A 19,681-nucleotide genomic window follows, 5' to 3' on the forward strand; every position below is an offset into this window, starting at 1 on the left:
TATGCAAAATGTATTGGACATCTACGGTGCTATTGGTAAAGGTTATAACAGGTTTTGGCATAGCAAGGACTTTTATAGAGTTGTAAAAGGCTCGAGGGGTAGTAAAAAATCTAAAACAGCAGCTATTAACTTTATCTACAGAATAATGGAACACAGTTATGCGAATCTGTTAGTGATAAGAAGATTTAGTAATACGAATAAACAAAGTACATATACTGACTTAAAGTGGGCGTGCAATCGATTAGGGGTTGCACACCTTTTTAAATTCAACGAAAGTTTGCCAGAAATAACTTACAAGCCAACAGGACAGAAGATACTATTTAGAGGTCTTGATGACCCTTTAAAGATTACATCTATTACTGTTGATGTTGGCATTCTTTGTTGGGCTTGGTTTGAAGAAGCATTTCAGATTGAAACATTCGATAAATTTAGTACTGTCACTGAATCGATACGTGGTAGCTTGGACGTTCCAGATTTTTTTAAACAAATCACAGTTACGTTTAACCCGTGGAGTGAAAGACATTGGTTGAAAGAAACATTCTTTGATGAAGAAACAAGATTTAGTAATACCTTTTCAACAACAACTACATTTAGATGTAATGAGTGGCTTGATGAAGTCGATATTGCACGTTATGAAGAAATGTATGTAAAGAATCCACGACGTGCGAGAATCGTTTGTGATGGTGAATGGGGAGTTGCTGAAGGTCTTGTATACGAAAACTTTAAGGTTATTGATTTCAATTGGTATAAGAAGTTTAAAGAGGTACAAGAAAAAACGCATGGAATGGACTTTGGTTTTACTCATGACCCTACTACATTAGAAAGCACAATAGTTGATTTAGATAACAAAGAATTATGGATCTATGAAGAACATTACGAAAAAGCAATGCTTACTGATGACATATACAAGATGCTTGTTAAAAAAGGTTATCAGAATGTAGAAATAGTTGCTGATAGTGCTGAAAATCGTTTGATAGCAGAACTTAAAAACAAAGGTATTACCAAAATTAAAGGTGCTACAAAAGGTAAAGGCTCGATAATGCAAGGTGTCCAATTTGTGCAAGGCTTTAAAATCTATGTGCATCCATCATGTACACATACGATAGAAGAATTAAATACTTACACATTTGAACAAGACAAGGAAGGTAAATGGCTCAATAAACCAATTGATGCAAATAACCACTTAATGGACGCATTACGATACAGCCTAGAGAAGTACCATATTAAGCGTAAAAACAATAGAGATGATTACAAAACAAGTGTTAATAAATTAAAAGCTTTGGGCTTATAAAGGAGTGGAACAATGAGTGATACAATGCATGTTAATAACTTTGAACGTGATTTAGATTATAAGAATCACACAGGCATATTAACAAATGATTATGCAAATATAGAATACAAATATGATGGTACTGTAGATGATTTAGTAAACGATTATGATATGTTAGCTAAATTTATTGAGCATCATGTTAATTATCAAGAGCCACGTTTAAAAGTACTTATGGACTACTACAAAGGTCTAACGTTCAATATCAAACGTAGGTCAATCAGACGTAGAGAAAAAGGACTTGCAGACAATCGAGTTGCACATGACTTTGCAGCTTACATTGCTGACTTTGGTAATGGCTACTTTTTAGGTAACCCAATCGGCTATGTAGTAGAAGATAAAACAGTTAATGAATTCATTGAATCGTTTCATGACTTGAACGATGTAAATTCACATAATAGGTCTTTAGGTTTAGATTTAGCGATATATGGTAGAGCATTTGAATACATTATTAGAAATCAAGAAGATGATACTAGATTGTATAAGTGTGATGCTGAAAAGACGTTTATCATATACGACAATACTATTGAACGTAACAGTCTAGCAGCAGTTAGGTATTGGTTAGCTTCTAATTTAGTTGAAGATGAAGATAATACTTTCTATCACTTTGATTTAATTACCGATAATGCTATTTATAGATTTAAAACGTCTGTAAATGAATCGTTCAAACCTCAGCAACGTGATGTAACAGGTTATCATTTATTTGGTAAAGTACCTATTACAGAATTTAGAGCAAACGAGTTAAGAATTGGTGATTATGAGAAAGTCATTTCACAGATTGATTTATTAGACAACGCACAATCTGATACAGCTAACTATATGACTGATCTAAACGATGCGATGTTAATGATAACAGGTAACTTTGAATTGCCTGTTGAAGCAGCTAAGTTACAAAAAGAAGCTAACTTGATGCACTTAAAACCTCCAGTTTACGAAGATACTGAAGGACGACAAACAGAAGGTAATGTAACTGGTCAATATATTTATAAGCAATATGACGTTAACGGTGCAGAAGCTTATAAAAACAGAATTGACTCATATATTCATAAATACACGAACACACCAAATATGAATGACGTAAATTTTAGTGGTATTCAATCTGGTGAGTCAATGAAGTATAAGCTGTTTGGTCTTGAACAACGTGCAGTAATCAAAGAAGGCTTATTTGAAAAAGGTTTAAGACGTAGATACAGCTTGTTAGAAGCAATATCTAAAGTAACAAGTGAGTTAGAAAATACTGCAGATTTGAAAGAAATGTCATTCAAGTTTAAACGTAATTTACCGAAATCATTATTGGAAGAATTACAGGCTTATATGAATGCTGGTGGTGAGATAAGCCTAGAGTCATTAATGACATTGTTCTCATTTATTCCAGATGTTCCGTTAGAATTAGAACGTATTCAAAAAGAGTCACAAGATAAACAAAAACAGTTAGAGAACAACAATCCAGATATTTATAACGTTCGATTAGGTACAGCACATGCCAAAGAAGAACAACAAAATTAATTATTGGGAAGAACGTGAGAAGAACAATCTAACTGTTGAGTTAATGAAAGATGCAGAAGTTTCAAGAGAAATGAAACGCATATTAGAAAATGTGATGAACACATGCATTAAAGAAATCGAATCATTTTATACACGTTTCGCAGACAAAGAAGGTATTACAGTTAAAGAAGCTAAAAAGCGTGTAGATCAATACGATGTAATAGCACATCAAAACATGGCTAAACAGTATGTTAAAGATAAAGACTTTACTGATGAAGCTAATGAACGTTTAAGATTATATAACGCTTCAATGCGTATTAATCGTGAACAGTTGTTATTGAATGCATTGAATACGCACATGATTGCAGCAACTAATGATATACATCATGTAATGAATGATTATTTAGAAGATGGTGCAATACGTGAGTTAAAACGACAAGCAGGGCTATTAGGAAATGTACATGTTAAATCAACAGATATAAAAGCTATTGTGAACGCTTCGTATTATGATGCCACTTGGTCTGAAAGGTTATGGAGTAACATGGATGAAGTACGTAAGATAGTTGATGAAACTGTTTTGAATACTGTGTTGCGAGGTCGTCATCCTGTTGAATCAGTTGGTAAATTAAAAGAGTTAACTGGTAGAAGTGACTATGAAGCTAGAAGATTACTCATTAGTGAAGTGTCACGAGTACAAACAGAAGCAAAAAAGTTAAGTTATGATGATAATGACATACTAGAATACAAATACTTAGCCATAATTGATGATAGAACAACGCATACTTGCAAATCATTACATGGTAAGGTGTTTAAGGTGTCTGAAATGAAAGTCGGTGTGAATGCACCACCTATGCACCAATTTTGTAGAAGTACAACAATACCTGTTAAACGTAAAGAAAGTAACGACTGGGAAGATGAAGACGGTGATTTATTCATTGATGATGAACAAATTGAAGCTGAAGCAGATGCAGAAAATGAAGCTGTATTAAGTGATATAAACGATATTCTGAGTCGTCTTGATAAGATGGATAACAATCAGATTAAAAAGATAGAAAATAAATTAGAACAAGCTAAAAAGTTGGGTAAAAAAGTTAATATTACTGATCAAGCAATTGAAAAAGTGAAACAAGTAGATATACCAACACATACTAAAGAAGAAAACACTACAATTCAAATGCTTCATAAACAATTACTTAAAGATAGTAAAGAAAATAATGAAAGTAATGAAGTTGTATATTTTTTAGTTGATGGAAATTTACGCACAGCCTACGGAAATCAAACAGAAGTTAAAATAACAGGCAATGACTCGATATTATTAGATAATGCAAATAAAAATAGTGTTATTATGTTGCATAATCATCCAGGTGGGTCAAGTTTTTCACTAACTGATTTAAAGACATTATTTACTACCAAATCTATAAAAACATTGACGATAGTTACCAATCAAGGAAGTGTAAAATACATTACAAAAACTGAAAAGTTTGATTTAAATGAAACACTTAAAATTATATCTGAATTACTTAAGGATGTACCCGTTGAAGATATAAATAGAAGTGTTATTGAAATAGTACTCAAAAGGTTATATACTTTGGGTATGATAATTTTTAAGGTAAGGTGATTATATGGATAAAGTTTTAGATGGAAAACCTATTTCTCCAAAAGAACTTATTGAATCCTTAGAACAAGCAGTGAAAGACCAAGAAAAGAAAAAATAAGCCATTTGTCATTAATTAAAAATGATAAATGGCTATTTTTATGCAATTTTTTAATTCGTCCTAAACATGACGCTATAAACTGTTTAAATAAATTTATGTGTGTGGATATTAATTAAATAGAGTTATTTTAACAAGCGTTTATACGTTTTGGGATGTTTAACATGTCAAAGGGTTTAAAGGCTTTTTATTATGCCTATTTTTAAGAAATATGTACACGGATAAGGAGAATATCAATGGAAAAATACAAAGTTACACAGTTACCTTTAGACTTACAATTTTTTAGTGACGAAAACACGAATGATAAGAGTACTGAAAAAAATAACGGTGACGAGCAGGTTACATTGTCAAAAAGTGAACTAGCTAAATTATTGGAATCAGAGCGTGATAAGCACGGCGCAAAAGTTTTAGAACGTGCTAATGCAAAGTTTGAAAAGATAATCGAACAACGTGTGAAAGAAACTTTAGAGAATGATAAGCGATTATCTAAGTTGTCTGAAGCAGAGCGTAAAGCTGAAGAATTATCTCAAAAAGAAAAAGATTTAGAACGTCGTGAAGCAGAAATTGCACGCACACAAGTTAAATCAGAAGTTATTAACGAGTTGTCTACTCGTAAGTTACCAACTGAATTAGCTGAATTTATTACATTAGACGATAACGAAAAAGCTTTAGAACAAATCAATACAATGAATAAATTGATTGATGGAATTAAGAAAGAAGCTATTAAAGAATTTACTCGTCAAGATGTACCGAATGCAGGCAGTACTATGTTTGGTAGCAAATCAACAGGCAAAAAATCATTTGTTGAAATGGCAAATGAAAATAGACTTTTAAAATAATGGAGGAATAGAATATGCCAACTTTAACACCACAAACTTTTAATCCAGATCATGTTATGATGCATGAAATGAAAGACGGTACGTTATTAAATGACTTTAACGAACCAATTTTATTAGACGTAGTTCAAAATTCTAAAGTAATGCAATTAGGTAAAGCAGTAGAAATGGAAGGACAATCTGAAAAGAAATTTACTTACTGGGCTGACAAACCAGGTGCGTACTGGGTGGGTGAAGGTCAAAAAATCAAGACTTCTAAACCTTCTACAATCAACGCTTCAATGCGTGCGCATAAATTAGGTGTAATCTTAGTTGCTTCTCGTGAGTACTTAAACTACACTTATTCACAATTCTTTACTGCTATGCGTCCACAAATTGCTGAAGCTATGTACTTAAAAATTGATGAAGCAGGTTTATTAAACATTGATAACCCATTTACTCAATCAGTAGCACAAGCAGCTGCAAAAACAGAGGGTAATGTTATCACTGGTGATATTAACTTAGATAATATTTTAAAATTAGAAGATGCGTTATTAGCACATGATGTTGAACCTAATGCGTTTATTTCTAAAAACCAAAACAAAACTGCTTTACGTGGCGTAATTGATGACGTTACTAAAGAACGTTATTATGATCGTTCAACAAATACTTTAGATGGTTTACCAGTAGTAGATTTAAAATCTAATGAAATCAAAAAAGGTGAAATTTACGCAGGTGACTTTGACAAAATGTTCTATGGTGTTCCATACCCAATGAATTACGAGATTTCAACTGAAGGTCAATTATCTACTATCACAAATGAAGATGGTTCACCTGTAAACTTGTTCGAACAAGAGTTAATTGCGTTACGTGTGACTATGGATGTGGCATTCCATATTGCTAAAGATGAAGCATTCGCTAAGTTAGCGCCAACAGGTTCACCAGTAGCATAGTAATTAATAATCTAAAAACAAGGTGGTGATACGATGTTAGGTAAAGTATTAGGTAATTTCACTGATAGATTAAACGAAGCGCTTAGTTATGTTGCTGATGATTTATATCATACAACTGACAAAGAACGCTTCGATGAATTAGCTTCTGATAAGAATGCTACAGGTGAAGTTTTAGTAAAAGCTTTAACATTAGCAGAATTAAAATCACTTGCTGAGAAGCACAATATTGAAGTGCCTTCTAAAATTAAACGTGATGATTTAGAAGGCTTGATTGAAGGTGAATTATATGGCGACGTTGAATAATGTCAAATTACAATTGGGTATAACAGATGATAAGCAAGATGATTTATTGAATTTGATTATTGCTAACGTTGAAAAAGCAATGCTTTTAAAATTAACGACAGTAACTTCTGTACCTACTGAACTATCATATATCACTGAAGAAGTTGCAATTGCACGTTATTATAGACGTGGTAGTGAGGGAATGAAATCTAAAACTGTTGAGGGGTTTAGTGTATCGTATGATGATGAATTTAATAAATATGCTGATGTGTTCGAACGTTATCAAGTAGGTAGTGATGATTTCACTGCTGGACAGGTAACGTTTTTTTAATGGACAAAGATAGAGTAAAGTTATTTAATTCAAAGAATTCATACGATCCTAAACTTAGCAAAACTGTAACTGTCTTTAATGAAATCGCTGATTATACTTGTTTAGTTACAAATTTATCAAATAAGCGTCAACTTGAAACGTTTGGCAATTTAACAAGTGCTGATATTGTTGTTAGGTTGTTAAACAAAGACATTAAGAATGCAACTCATTTAATAACTAACAATAAGCACTTCGTTATTTCAAAAACTTCTGTATACAGTAATGATACAGTCGTTTACGCAAAGGAAGTAGCATCTTGGTAAATTGGAAAGGCTTAAACAAGTTTAAAAGTGATTTAAAAAGACATAGCAGAAGATTAGATAAGAAAACAGATGATGCCATTCAAGACATTGGTATTATGCTGAACGAAGAAATCACGACAAATGCAGTTTTTACAGGTGGTAGAACTGGTGTATACAGTACAGGTAATTTAAGAAGATTAATCAATTATTCAAAATTAGGACAAGCAAAAGCGTCTGTAGTTTCATCGGCTCATTATTCTGGCTATGTTGAAAAAGGTACAAGATTTATGGATGCACAGCCATTCTTTTTCAATACGATTGAATCACAAGCTGCAACAATATTAGATATTTTAGAAAGAAAATTGAGGTGATTAAATGAAGTCACCAAGACAACAAATTTATGACTTAGTATTTTCACGGTTAATTGAATTGGGTTTTACAGTCTATGATAAGTTGCCAGCAGAACAAGTACCATATCCTTTTATAGTGATAAAACAGGGTGAATCAGATTATCAAAATAGGCACAAATTTAATAGAGAGATGGGCATTTCTTTAGTGGTTGATACTTGGTATCTATCAGATGAAAGGGGCGCTCACGATGAAGCTATGACTCGTATAGAGCATAGCTTTTTTGATTTCTTTTTATTAGATGGATATTCGGTTAAATTACGTGAAATACGAACGTCTGAATTAGTTGATAGAACTACAAATGATGAATTGCTACATGGAACTATAAAAGTTTCGTATACAGTAAATTAAAAGGAGTGTAATTATATGAATCAAATCGCTGAAGGTGTTTCTAAGGTACTTTACTTTAGAAAATTGGGAGAAACAACAGCTGCAACATTAGTTTTACAAACAGAGCATTCTAAATCATATAAACGTGATCGTGAAGCTGTAGTTACAAAAGCCGGTCGAGTATTTAGAGCAGCGCAATTAGAAGATGAAATTTCTATCAGTGCATTACAATCAACTTCTGATGATGCATATAAAATGATTGATAACTCAATTGTTGACGGTTATGCATTAGAATGTTGGGAAGTTGACTTGTCTAAAAAGAAACCAGATAGTACAAATCAATTCCAAGCCGAATATCGTCAAGGTTGGATGACGGAATGGGAATCAACTTCACCAGCTGAAGATGACCCAACTGTAGAAGGTACATACGTAACATTTGGTAAACGTCAAGAAGGTTTTGCTACTGTCCCAGAAGCAGACTTAAATAAAAATGGTATCTTAGGTTACGTATTCCATGACATGATTGCATCTGACGTACCTGATGATGGTTTAGCTGATTTAGCAGCACAACCATCGTCGCCAGTAGCATAATTAACGAGGGGGAAACCCCTCTATTTTTATATTTAAAATAATTTAAAAAGGTGGAATTTCAATGTTAACTATTAATACAAATAAAGGTCAATTAGAATTAAAATTTGGTTTAGGTGAGTTAAATGCTGTAGATAAAGCATTAGGTTTAGAAGTTGAAAAGATTAATTTAGGTGAAGGTTTTGAAATGTTAGTACCTAAATTAAAAACAGCTAACGTATTAGCTATTGCTAAAATTATTCCAGCATTAACATTAGGTCAAAAAGCACGTCCAAAAACTGATGAAGAAACTTTAGAAGTATTGAAATCAGTCAAAGAACAATATGGTACATTCAATAACTTCTGTGATGCTGTACTTGAAGAAATGAAGAATCATTTTTTGACCCAAGACCTAGTAGCAGACGTAGAAACAGTGACGGAAGTGACACCGACGGAACAACCTCAACCAGTACAAGTAGTACAACCAGTGGAACAACCTCAGACGACAATTTAAATAAACTGACTTATTGGGATGTTGTAATTAAGTCAATGGCGAGATTCGGTAAGAAGTCAATTGATGAAGTAAATCAAATGACACTTACCGAATTTTATTGTTTATGTCACGCAAAAAACGAAAGTGATTTATACGATGAGTATAAAATGCATAAAATGGCTTATTTACAAAGAGAAGTCGAAGCACAGAAAGAAAAAGGTGCAGGGAAAAATAAACGTTATGAGTATGTTTATAAATCGTTTAAAGACTTCTTTGATTATGAAAAAGCTGAAAGAGATTTAAAAGAATTTGAAGAAGAAATAACTGAAAATAAAGTGACTCGTAAAAATGTCACTGAAATGCTTGCTAAACGAAATAAAAAAGATTAGAAAGGAGTGAAATGAATGTCTGATATTAAAGACAGTTACACGCTGGAAGCATTGTTAACAGGTGATAACAGTAGATTACGAAAAGTAATAGATCAAGCTGTAGTGATGTTAGAGCGTTTAGAAAAACGTGATGCTGATGATATTAAAATTGACGGTGATGTAAAGCCATTACAAAAGAAAGTAGAAACAGCTAAACGTTTATCTGAACAGATTGATGGTTTAGATGCTGAAGTTGATTTTGACGCTGACAATAGCGAACTAAATCGAAAAGTAAAGATGGCAGAAGCATCAACTAAGTTGCTAGACGGTAAAAAAGCACAAATTGAAATCATCGCTAAAAATACTGAAGCTATTGCGAAAATGAAGCAAGTACGTTTAACAGCTAAACAGTTATCTACTGAAAAACCTAAGATTGATGTTGATATGGATATTTCAGCAGCAACTTCACGTGCTGAAACGTTCAAACAAATCATTAAAAGTATTCCAAATAAAATTAAAGTACGTGCAGATGTCGATACTAAAAAAGCGCAAGCAGAAGTAGAAGTCTTTAAAAAACGTATTGATTCAATCGATGATAAAATAAGGGTTTTACCTGCATTGTTCGCTGCTTTAAGTCCTGCAATTATTCCAATTGTATCTTCAATTGTTCCAGCCATTATGGCAATTGGTAATGCTATTGCTGTTGTAGGTGGTGGGGCTATTGGTTTAGCTGGTGCTTTTGGCATTGCTGGTGCTGGAGTTATGGCATTTGGTTTGATGACAACAAGCGCATTAAAGATGCTAAAAGATGGTTTGTTAGAGCAAACAAAAGAAGTTAAAAACTATCAAACTGCATTGAGTGGTTTAAAGAAATCTTGGGAAAATGTCATTAAATCTAACCAAAGTAAGATATTTAATACTTTAACCAATTCATTAAAGGCTACTAGAACGATATTGCAGCAGTTAACACCATTTATAAGTGGTGTTGCTAGTGGAATGGAAAAAGCATCTAAAAGCTTTGCTAAATGGACTAAAAACAGCCCAGTAGCTGAAAAGTTTTTCAACATGCTTAATACTACTGGTGTAAGTGTATTTGATGACATCGCTGTAGCTGCTGGTAAATTTGGTGATGGTGTAGTTAATATCTTTACTCAATTTGCACCATTATTTAAATTTATGTCTAATGGGCTTAAAAATATTGCATCTGATTTTCAAAATTGGAGTAATAAAGTAAGTACTGCTAAAGGCATTCAAGACTTCATTAACTATACTAAAAAGAATTTACCTGTAATCGGTAGAATCTTTGGTAATACGTTTTTAGGCTTATTCAATCTATTCAAAGCCTTTGGAAGTAACTCTCAAGTTTTATTTGGTGCGTTAGATAATTTAACAGCTAAGTTTAAAGAATGGTCTGATAGCGTTGGTAAATCTCAAGGCTTCAAAGACTTTGTTAAATACGCTATGGATAACGGTGGTAAAGTCGTTGACATCATCGGCAACCTAGCAGGTGTATTTGTTAATCTAGGTGTCGCATTAGCGCCATTAGGATCTACAGTTTTAAATGCATTGAAAGGTATTACAGACTTTGCAAATAAATTTTCTGAAGCACATCCACATATAACAGCATTCATAGGTGCTATAGCTGCAATTGGTGGTGTAGTTGCTTTATTAGTTAAACCATTCTTACCAGTTATATCAATCATAGGTCAGACTATTGAAGCATTCGGTGGTTTTGAAGTAGTGAAAGACATGATGATTGGTGTAGGTGCTGTAATTGGTGATGCTATTGCTGCTATTTCTTTACCTGTTTTAGGTGTTATTGCTGCAATTGCGTTATTAATCGGTGCTTTAGTTGGTTTATACAATTATCATCAAGGCTTTAGAGATGCAATCAATGCAGCTTGGGAAGCAATTAAAACATCTGTAATGACAGCAATACAAGCAGTTAAAGATTTCGTTATGCAAACTTTTGAAGGGTTATTAACTTGGTGGCAACAAAACCAAGATTTATTCTTAACTACTTTTCAAAATGTGTGGAATAACCTAAGTACTGTAGTAAGTGTTGCGTTAGCTGTATTAACACCAATAATTCAAGGTGCATGGGAAACAATCAAAGTAATTACTCAAGTGGCTTGGGAATTCATTAAAGGCATAATTACAATTGCTATTGAAGTTATCAAAGGTGTCCTTGTTGCATTCTTCCAGTTATTGAATGGTGATTTTGCAGCAGCATGGGAAACGGTGAAACAAACAGTATTTATTGTTTGGGAAACTATCAAGCAAACGATCATGAACGCTTTAACAATCATTACTGAATTTTTAGTAGCTTCATGGGAAAACATCAAAACTATTATTACTACAGTAATGACTGCGATATGGACTGTTATCACAACTATTTGGACTACGATTTGGACAACAATCACAACGTTACTTCAAAGTATTGTTGATGGTGTAGTTAATGGCTTTAATACTATGTGGACTACTATCACAAGTATTATGCAAAGCATTTGGGATGCTATTGTAAATGCATGGAATAGCATAGTTAATACAATCAGTAATGCAATTAATTCAGCGATCAATTTTGTTTCAAACGGATTTAACCAAATGTTAAGTACTGTAACTTCAATTATGCAAAGTATTTGGAACGCAGTAGTTAATGCATGGAACAATATTGTGAATGCTATTAATAATGGTATTAATCAAGCTGTTAACTTTGTAAGAAATGGCTTCTCTCAAATGATTAGCGCAGTTGTAAACTTTGCAAGTCAATTAGTAAGTAACATTACTAGTGCAATGAGTAGATTTACAAGCGCAGTACGTGATGGTGCAAGCCAAGCGTTAAGTGCTATAAAAAATGGTGTATCTCAAATGATTAGTGCTGTTCGCAATGGCGCAGGTGATATGGCTAGTGCTGGTGTTGACTTCGTTCGTGGTTTTGTTAGAGGGATTGAAGGACAAATAAAAAATGCAGCAGATGCAGCAGCAAGAATGGCACAAAGCGCAGTAGCAGCAGCTAAGAAATTTTTACACATTGCATCACCATCTAAATTGATGAAAAAAATCGGTGCTTGGACTTCTGAAGGTTTTGCTATTGGTATCATGAAAAAAGTACCTCAAGTTATTAGCGCATCAAAAGAAATGGCTTCAAAAGCAACTCAAGCTATTACTAAGATGAAAACAGGTTCGTATGACAAAGCTAAAACAGCAAGTAAAGCATTCTATGATGTACTTACTAAGCAATCTAAAAATGCATCTACTAAGTTAGCATCTAACAATAAAAAGATTGCAGCAATTCAACAAAAACTAAAAGGGAAGTTGTGGAATAAAACAAGAGCGAACCTTAATAAACAGTTAGTTGCTTTAATGAAAGAGAATAAAGCGTTTAGTTATCAAAAGAAAGCTATTGAAAGCCTAAAAAAATCTACTAAGAAATCTACACAACAGTTAGCAAACATTGCTAAAAAACGTGAAAGTGTAGCAGATAAATTAAAAAAGGCACAAGATAAGTTAAAAGCAATTAAAGGTGAACGTGATAAGTTTAAGGAATCAATAAAAGACAATTTAACTAATTACGGTGCTGTTTCAAGCTCGGACGCTTCAACTTCTCAAGGTTTAATTGCAGATTTAAATGAGCGATACAAAGCAGTAAAAGAGTATGCAAATAATATTAATAAATTGAAGAAAAAAGGTGTTCATGCTGACATTATTCGTGACTTATTAGAAGCTGGTATATCTGGTGGATCTAAACAAGCGAGTATATTAGCAAATGCAAATAGTGACACTATACAACAAGTTAACTACTTACAAAAACAAATTAGTGGTGTAGCTAGTGGTTTAGCAACAAAACAGGCAAAAGAATTTTATGGTGTTGGTATTAACGCAGCACAAGGCTTAGTTGATGGACTTAAAAAGCAAGATAAAGCATTAGTAGCAGCTGCAACAAGAATTGCGAATACAATAACTAATACAGTTAAAAAGAAACTTGGAATACACTCACCATCACGAGTATTTATGGGCTTAGGTGGTCATACAGTTGGTGGATATATTGAAGGTATTTTAAGAAACAAAAACGCTGCACTTAGAACGATGTCTAATCTAGCTACTAAAGTAAGTAATGCTTTTTCTCCTCAATTTACAAATGCAGTACCAAATTTAACAAGCAATTTAAATAAAGCAACGTCAAATATTGCATCCAAAGTTAACGCTGACGTTGTTAATACAGTACGTAATGAGCCTGTTGGTGTTACTTTAAATGCTAATTTATCTTTAGGTAATAGAGATTACAATGCATTTGTTGGTGATATTACGGATAATCAAAACGCTACTGTAAGATTACGTGAAGTATATGATGTATAAATTTATTATTGGAGGTGTTCATTATGAGTTATAACTTTGTAGATATGAATCAAGTTGCAGCGACTGTAACACAAACAAGCGTCAATCAGCTTATTTATAACGGGGTTAATATCGATACAACTTTTACGGATGCGAGTTGTACGGTTATGACTCTTAATGTCACTGGTAGAGGTACAGTTGATTACAATGTTAATACAGTTAGCCCAGACTTTTTAGATGGTGAATTGTTTCAAGACATGAATCTTAAAGCTAGATCGCTACAAGTTGAAATATTAATTAGTGCTAAAGATAACACTACATTAAGACGTAAGTACGAATTGATAAATAAATTGTTCAGGCAAAATTCAGTAGTACCAATCCAATTCAGTGATGAAATGAATAGAGTATATTTTGGGGTATATACATCGAGTGATAACCCCAAAGAAGACTCTAACGAACAGGTATTTACTATTGATATATTTTGTCCTAAACCGTTTAAGTACACACCAGAAAGAACTATAAATTATTCAAATTCAGCTGTATTAAGTTTAGAAAGCGATTTTGAAGCTAAACCATATTTAGAGATTAGTTATAATGGCGCATCAACAACGTTAGATATAATTAATACAACAACGCAAAAAGGAATTAAATTAAGTGGTTTAAATCCAAGTGTTGAACAGTTATATAAGATTGATTTAGAAAATAACTCAATATTAAAATCTTCTATTAACTTGGACGGTATGCCAAACTTAGTTATTACGTCTGATTGGGAAGAATTTTCTATTAAAACTGGTGATCAAATAGTTGTTACACCTGCACCAGCATCAATCACTTTAAAATATAGAGGGGTGTTCTTATGATTTACTTATTTAACAATAAAAAAGAACTCACTAAAATCATACCTCGTAAAAATTTAATCAGTGCAGTGCAAGAATTAGAATTGAACGGGTTATATACTAGTGAAATAGAACTACCTCTATTTTATAAAAGTGATAATGGTACGTTGTTCAATCATAAAAAATCATTTGATAATGCTTTGTTTTTTGGTCACTTCGACAAAAGAAACAAGTTTCAAATGTATAAAATCTATACAAGAAAAATTGACAACAAAAATTTAGTCATCGGTGGTGTACATTTATTCTTTGATGAAGCAAAGGCTATGAATGTAGTTAGAAAACTACAATTAACTGATGCTGATGCAAAGCAAACTGTTGATACTATTTTTAATAGCATTGGTTGGTACGTGAAGAATTTTGACACTACAGATATTAAAACTAATGAATTTAACTATATAACACCTCTAGATGCACGTAAGCAGATTATTGAATTGTGGAATATAGAATTTGATTATGACTTTGATTTCGACGGTCGAAAAATAACAAAGAAAAATATCCACATACATAAGAAATTAGGTAAATGGACTGGTGACAGATACGCATACGGTACAAATGTATTAAACATCGTACAAGAACAAGATGAATCAGAAGTTTATACTGCTGCAATTGGTCGTGGTGCTGGTAGTGGTTTAGATACCAATGTTACTTTTGAAAACCTAGAGTGGTCAAAAGACGGTATAACTAAACCAGTTGGACAAGATTACATTGAAATTAAAACTGCTACTGATCAGTACGGTTATTATGACAATTCTACAAATACTATGAAACCACGTATAGCAGTAGTTGATTTTTCAGACGAACCAGATAGATACGTATTAGCAAATAAAACTTATGATTGGTTACTACAGAACTGTGTACCAAAAGTAAGTTATGAAACTACTGTTGCTAAGATAGGTAATTACTATCTAGGTGATGAAATTGCTGTAATTTATAAAAAAGTTGATATTGCAAAAACTGCCCGTGTCGAAAAGGTACGGGTTAATTTATTGAATTGGAATAAAAGCGAATTAGGTTTAGGTGACTACTCTTATTTCAAAGTAGATAAAGCAAAAGAAGCAATGAAACAAGAAATTAAAGAGATCAAAAACAAAACAAGTGATGCATATATTACTCAATTAAAAAAAGCGTTTGATGAAGATTTCGAGTTGATTAAACAAGATTTCGAAAACAAGTTAAATCAAGGTTTAATTGAAGCAAATGCACAAATACAAGCTGCTGAAACTCGTATGACGAATGAGATAAACGCACAACGTGAGTCATTAAGTAACGATATATCAACAAGTTATAACAACGCAGTAGCAGAAGCACAAGCTAAAGTAGACGCTGCTAAGTCTGATATGACTACGATTATTTCAGCGAATAAACAAGATGCTGATAGTAAGCTTGGTACGTTAACAACGCAACTAGGTGACGCTAATAGTCGTATAGACGCTACTAATAATCAAGTGAGTGATTTGCTAGGCGATTTAAGTCAGTATAAGCAATCTACTAACTCGCAGTTTAGCGACATCAATAATCAGTTAGCACCGATTAAAAACGACATATTAAAAAACGCTGGTGATATTTCTAGCGTTAAAACAACAGTGTCGTCGCATACTGCAGATATTACTAACTTAAATAATCAAATCGTTTTAAAAGCTAGTAAGACTGACGTAAGTGATGCAGTTGGTGCGTTGAACTTTGAAAATCGAAATTTATTATTGGACAGCGCAAGAGAACGCACTAGTACAGGCACGTCAAACAGAGAATTCGTATACACTGAAATTGATTTATCGCCGATTATTGACAAGTACGGGTTAGCACAAGATTACACTATATCATTCGATTTAAGGTCAGCAGATACTACAAATAAAAATGTTATACAAGTTTATCCTTATCCTGGCGCACCTAATCCAAATGAGTATTTATTTCCGGTGAAGTATTTTACAGTAACAACCACTTATCAGAGGTTTAATTTTACTTTCAGACCTACTCTAAATGATGCTACTAGATCAACAACAAAAATCTCTTTATATGGCACTTACGGCACTGGAAATATTCCATATATACGAAATGTAAAAGTTGAATTAGGTGCGAGGGCTACCCCATACTCGCAAGCACCCGAAGACCTTGAGGCTAAAGTAACAAAGAACACAGCTGACATAACAGTCAACGCTAACGAGATTTCTAAACGTGTACTACAAACTGATTACATTGCTCTCACTGGACAGATGCAAACGCAAATTAATACAGCAACGTCAACAGCTAACGAAAACAAGCAAACTATCGCAGTAATCAATGGTGACATAGATAATATTGAGCAGTGGCAAATCGAAAAAGGTTCAACAATTCAACAAACTGCTGACGCTATTAACCAAAAAATTTGGAATAGCGATATTGATAGTAAAACAGGTGCAATCAATGACAGATTAAATACTGTATCTAGCACCGTTGACAGTAATACAGCGACGATATTACAACATACAAGTCAAATAAATAGTATTAATTCGTGGCAACAAGAAAAAGGCTCGATAATCTCACAAACACAAAACGCTATTAATACGAAAGTTTGGCAAACGGATATTAATAACGCAACAGGTACATTACAAACGCAGATTAATACAGTCAAACAAACAGCTAATAGCAATACATCGTTAATCACTACGGTAAGTGGTAAGGTTGACAGTTTAGAATCGTGGAAAACTGCGAAAGGTAGCTTAATTGATCAGACGATTAACGCAGTCAGCACTAAAGTATGGACGAATGATATTAACGCATTAAAATACAGTACTGCTAACTTGTTTTATAACAATGCATTAGCGTTATCGTCAACGTTACAAGGTAATACGAAAGTTTTAACGCATACAGGTTGGTCAGTGCCAATGGTAAAACCGTCGTGGATAACGGAAAAGTTAAAACCTAATACGAAATATTCGATAAGTTACGATGTTAAATTGTTATCTAAACCGACAATTCCAACAGGGGCATCTATGTTTGGAATGATGTATCTATATAGTGCTAGCACGAATAACGATGTTGTGTTTGGGCAACTAACACTAGAGCAGTATAACGCAATGCAAGTCGGTGATGTAATCACGGTAAAAAATACGTTCACAACACCTCCAGCGTTTGCAAGCGATAGTAATATCTTAATTTATACGGGCTATCACAAAGACTCTACAACTAACGCTACGCAATACGCAAATATGGAGTTTAGAAACATCATGCTCACTGAAAGCAATACATTTAGTGCGTACTTACCAGCACCCGAAGACGCTGAAAATACAATGAGCGAAATCAAACAAACGGCTGATAGCGCTAAAATTCAAGCTGATGCAATCGGTAAAGACTACGTTAAACAATCGGCTGTTACTGTTCAACCAGACGGTGTCATGATTGGTAGTAAAAAAGTGAGTGGTACAGAAATGGCGAGTGCTATATCTGTAACACCGTCAAACGTAGACATCATTACACGTGTCATGCGTGTTACAGGCGATATGCAAGTCGCTGGCGATATTAAAACGTTATCGCTTAGCGCTGTATACGCTGATATTGCTAACTTACGTACTAACGTCTTAACTGCTGATAGCGTGACAGCTACAGCGTTAAAAGTTGACCAAGCTTTAATTGACAAATTAAACGTTAATAACTTACTCGTTAATAAAATCGTTGCTAGTACGATATACAGTGATAGCGTTAAAACTAAGTCACTTGAAGCAGTTAACGCAAACATTGCGAGCATTAGAACGAATTTATTAGTTGCTGACGTGATACAACCTAACATGTTAGACATGCGAAACGGTGGTACAGCTTGGATAAACAGACTATTCGTAGACGAAGCAACAATCACAGCATTAACATCTAAGAACGCTTTTATTCAGAATATAAAAGCTATTGATATAGAAGCTGTTAGAATGAGAGCAGTAGATAATATAGCTACTATGAACATTGAAAAAGGTACTTTAACAGTACTTAAAAACGATGGTTATACATTAGATTTAGGCATTAACGGCTTTTATGCTAAAGATGCAAACAGTACCATAAAATTTAGAATGGATAAATTACTAGTATCTAGTGCTGCGCTAGGTACGACTAACAGTAATGTCTATCTTGCTGCTTCGCCTGGATATGAAGCTAGGGTAGTAGACGTTTCTAGCATTCCCAGCGACGGACTAGCAGAAAGTTACACTTATTTACCTATTCGTGCAAAAGAGTTTATTGGTGATAAATTAATGACCAATTTTGGTACTAATCTTTATCTTGGTGCTGACGGAGAAGTTAGATTTACTTCTCGTGGTGCAGCTTCTACTGATGCTGACATAATTTATAGAAATGTAAGAGGTAACGTTGCATATTTCGAGGGCATCGCTAATAAACTTGATGGTGCTAATTTTTATTTAGGCACAGGAAACGAAGTTAGAGTAACATCTCGAGGTATGTATAACGATGGCAATGTAGTATATAAAAATTTAGTTGCTGGAGGTTTATATTCAGATTTTATTGAAATAAACGCTTATACATCATCTTCAAATTTATACTTAAGGGCGACAAATGAAGTGCGTTTAACTAAACGTGGCACTACTGATCAGTACATCAATATTAGAGCTTTAGGGTATACATGGACATCATCAGAAAAGTACAAACGTGATATTGAAGTGTGGGAAGATGTTGATATACTCGATAAGTTAAAAAAAGTGCAGTTATATACTTATAAAATTAAGAGTGATGATACAAATCGTTTGCGTCACGGTGTTATTTTAGAACGTGAAACATTAGATGATTGGAAAAATGGTGATGGTGTCGATTCATACGAAATGCAATCGTATACTTTGAAAGGTATACAGGCATTAATTAAAGAAAACGATACTCTTAAATCTGAAATAGCAACAATGAAAGACCAAATAAAATATTTAATTGAAAAGGTGGAAACTAACAATGGGTAATCAAATTACACGTAATTACGAAAAAGAAAACACGTTACTATTGCAACAAGTCAATCAGTTAACAGCTGATAAGGTGATGATATCAGCAATGTTAGATGACGCACTCGCTGAATTAAATCAATTAAAAAATACTGATAATCAAGAAGTTACAGAGTAATCTGTAGCTTCTTTTTTAT

The 19,681-nt window shown here is 33.4% G+C and carries 17 protein-coding genes; all 17 read left to right on the plus strand.

Going from position 1 to position 19,681, the window contains the following annotated elements:
• Position 1: 1 nt before the first annotated feature.
• Positions 2-1,291, plus strand: a complete 1,290-nt coding sequence (locus ER639_RS01865; RefSeq protein WP_129064052.1) for a PBSX family phage terminase large subunit — start codon at positions 2-4, stop codon at positions 1,289-1,291.
• Positions 1,292-1,303: 12 nt separating this feature from the next.
• A complete protein-coding gene (locus ER639_RS01870) occupies positions 1,304-2,833 on the plus strand; it encodes a phage portal protein (RefSeq protein WP_240663973.1) in 1,530 nt (509 codons plus the stop codon).
• On the plus strand, positions 2,808-4,430 hold the full coding sequence (locus ER639_RS01875; protein WP_129064053.1) for a minor capsid protein: 1,623 nt from the start codon (positions 2,808-2,810) through the stop codon (positions 4,428-4,430). The genes ER639_RS01870 and ER639_RS01875 overlap by 26 nt, the downstream gene beginning before the upstream one ends.
• Positions 4,431-4,760: 330 nt before the next feature.
• On the plus strand, positions 4,761-5,363 hold the full coding sequence (locus ER639_RS01880) for a DUF4355 domain-containing protein (protein WP_129064054.1): 603 nt from the start codon (positions 4,761-4,763) through the stop codon (positions 5,361-5,363).
• A 14-nt stretch (positions 5,364-5,377) separates the two neighbouring features.
• A complete protein-coding gene (locus tag ER639_RS01885) occupies positions 5,378-6,292 on the plus strand; it encodes a phage major capsid protein (RefSeq protein WP_129064055.1) in 915 nt (304 codons plus the stop codon).
• 33 nt (positions 6,293-6,325) lie between these two features.
• Positions 6,326-6,595: a hypothetical protein gene (locus ER639_RS01890; protein WP_129064056.1), complete on the plus strand. Its 270-nt coding sequence runs from the start codon at positions 6,326-6,328 to the stop codon at positions 6,593-6,595.
• Positions 6,579-6,905 (plus strand): phage head-tail connector protein, encoded by a 327-nt coding sequence (locus ER639_RS01895; RefSeq protein ID WP_129064057.1) that lies wholly within the window; start codon positions 6,579-6,581, stop codon positions 6,903-6,905. Before ER639_RS01890 ends, ER639_RS01895 begins: the two co-directional genes overlap by 17 nt.
• A complete protein-coding gene (locus tag ER639_RS01900) occupies positions 6,905-7,207 on the plus strand; it encodes a hypothetical protein (RefSeq protein WP_129064058.1) in 303 nt (100 codons plus the stop codon). Before ER639_RS01895 ends, ER639_RS01900 begins: the two co-directional genes overlap by 1 nt.
• Positions 7,201-7,557 carry an HK97-gp10 family putative phage morphogenesis protein gene (locus tag ER639_RS01905; protein ID WP_164993327.1) on the plus strand — a complete coding sequence of 119 codons (357 nt, stop codon included), beginning with the start codon at positions 7,201-7,203 and terminating at the stop codon, positions 7,555-7,557. The genes ER639_RS01900 and ER639_RS01905 overlap by 7 nt, the downstream gene beginning before the upstream one ends.
• Positions 7,558-7,561: 4 nt before the next feature.
• Entirely contained in the window at positions 7,562-7,945 is a 384-nt protein-coding gene (locus ER639_RS01910; protein WP_129064060.1) for a hypothetical protein, read from the plus strand.
• A 15-nt stretch (positions 7,946-7,960) separates the two neighbouring features.
• The gene (locus ER639_RS01915; protein WP_129064061.1) at positions 7,961-8,515 is read left to right on the plus strand and encodes a phage major tail protein, TP901-1 family; all 555 of its coding nucleotides are present in this window, start codon (positions 7,961-7,963) and stop codon (positions 8,513-8,515) included.
• A 61-nt stretch (positions 8,516-8,576) separates the two neighbouring features.
• Complete coding sequence (locus tag ER639_RS01920) at positions 8,577-9,005, plus strand: tail assembly chaperone (RefSeq protein WP_129064062.1); 429 nt, start codon at positions 8,577-8,579, stop codon at positions 9,003-9,005.
• A gap of 35 nt (positions 9,006-9,040) precedes the next feature.
• Positions 9,041-9,373, plus strand: a complete 333-nt coding sequence (locus tag ER639_RS01925) for a hypothetical protein (RefSeq protein WP_129064063.1) — start codon at positions 9,041-9,043, stop codon at positions 9,371-9,373.
• A gap of 15 nt (positions 9,374-9,388) precedes the next feature.
• Positions 9,389-13,708 (plus strand): hypothetical protein, encoded by a 4,320-nt coding sequence (locus ER639_RS01930; RefSeq protein WP_129064064.1) that lies wholly within the window; start codon positions 9,389-9,391, stop codon positions 13,706-13,708.
• Positions 13,709-13,731: 23 nt separating this feature from the next.
• Complete coding sequence (locus tag ER639_RS01935; protein ID WP_129064065.1) at positions 13,732-14,547, plus strand: distal tail protein Dit; 816 nt, start codon at positions 13,732-13,734, stop codon at positions 14,545-14,547.
• Positions 14,544-19,505 (plus strand): phage tail spike protein, encoded by a 4,962-nt coding sequence (locus tag ER639_RS01940; RefSeq protein WP_129064066.1) that lies wholly within the window; start codon positions 14,544-14,546, stop codon positions 19,503-19,505. The genes ER639_RS01935 and ER639_RS01940 overlap by 4 nt, the downstream gene beginning before the upstream one ends.
• A complete protein-coding gene (locus ER639_RS12210) occupies positions 19,498-19,662 on the plus strand; it encodes a hypothetical protein (protein ID WP_164993328.1) in 165 nt (54 codons plus the stop codon). The genes ER639_RS01940 and ER639_RS12210 overlap by 8 nt, the downstream gene beginning before the upstream one ends.
• Positions 19,663-19,681: the final 19 nt, after the last annotated feature.

This window comes from Macrococcus sp. DPC7161 (assembly GCF_004117835.1).
Lineage (GTDB): Bacteria > Bacillota > Bacilli > Staphylococcales > Staphylococcaceae > SDSC01.

Bases quoted from the DNA above. Each gene is read 5' to 3' on its own strand.
- ER639_RS01930 (WP_129064064.1), top strand. From the start codon at position 9,389: ATGTCTGATATTAAAGACAGTTACACGCTGGAAGCATTGTTAACAGGT.
- ER639_RS12210 (WP_164993328.1), top strand. From the start codon at position 19,498: ATGGGTAATCAAATTACACGTAATTACGAAAAAGAAAACACGTTACTA.
- ER639_RS01885 (WP_129064055.1), top strand. From the start codon at position 5,378: ATGCCAACTTTAACACCACAAACTTTTAATCCAGATCATGTTATGATG.
- ER639_RS01865 (WP_129064052.1), top strand. From the start codon at position 2: ATGCAAAATGTATTGGACATCTACGGTGCTATTGGTAAAGGTTATAAC.
- ER639_RS01920 (WP_129064062.1), top strand. From the start codon at position 8,577: ATGTTAACTATTAATACAAATAAAGGTCAATTAGAATTAAAATTTGGT.
- ER639_RS01880 (WP_129064054.1), top strand. From the start codon at position 4,761: ATGGAAAAATACAAAGTTACACAGTTACCTTTAGACTTACAATTTTTT.
- ER639_RS01910 (WP_129064060.1), top strand. From the start codon at position 7,562: ATGAAGTCACCAAGACAACAAATTTATGACTTAGTATTTTCACGGTTA.
- ER639_RS01875 (WP_129064053.1), top strand. From the start codon at position 2,808: ATGCCAAAGAAGAACAACAAAATTAATTATTGGGAAGAACGTGAGAAG.
- ER639_RS01940 (WP_129064066.1), top strand. From the start codon at position 14,544: ATGATTTACTTATTTAACAATAAAAAAGAACTCACTAAAATCATACCT.
- ER639_RS01890 (WP_129064056.1), top strand. From the start codon at position 6,326: ATGTTAGGTAAAGTATTAGGTAATTTCACTGATAGATTAAACGAAGCG.
- ER639_RS01895 (WP_129064057.1), top strand. From the start codon at position 6,579: ATGGCGACGTTGAATAATGTCAAATTACAATTGGGTATAACAGATGAT.
- ER639_RS01900 (WP_129064058.1), top strand. From the start codon at position 6,905: ATGGACAAAGATAGAGTAAAGTTATTTAATTCAAAGAATTCATACGAT.
- ER639_RS01925 (WP_129064063.1), top strand. From the start codon at position 9,041: ATGGCGAGATTCGGTAAGAAGTCAATTGATGAAGTAAATCAAATGACA.
- ER639_RS01915 (WP_129064061.1), top strand. From the start codon at position 7,961: ATGAATCAAATCGCTGAAGGTGTTTCTAAGGTACTTTACTTTAGAAAA.
- ER639_RS01935 (WP_129064065.1), top strand. From the start codon at position 13,732: ATGAGTTATAACTTTGTAGATATGAATCAAGTTGCAGCGACTGTAACA.
- ER639_RS01870 (WP_240663973.1), top strand. From the start codon at position 1,304: ATGAGTGATACAATGCATGTTAATAACTTTGAACGTGATTTAGATTAT.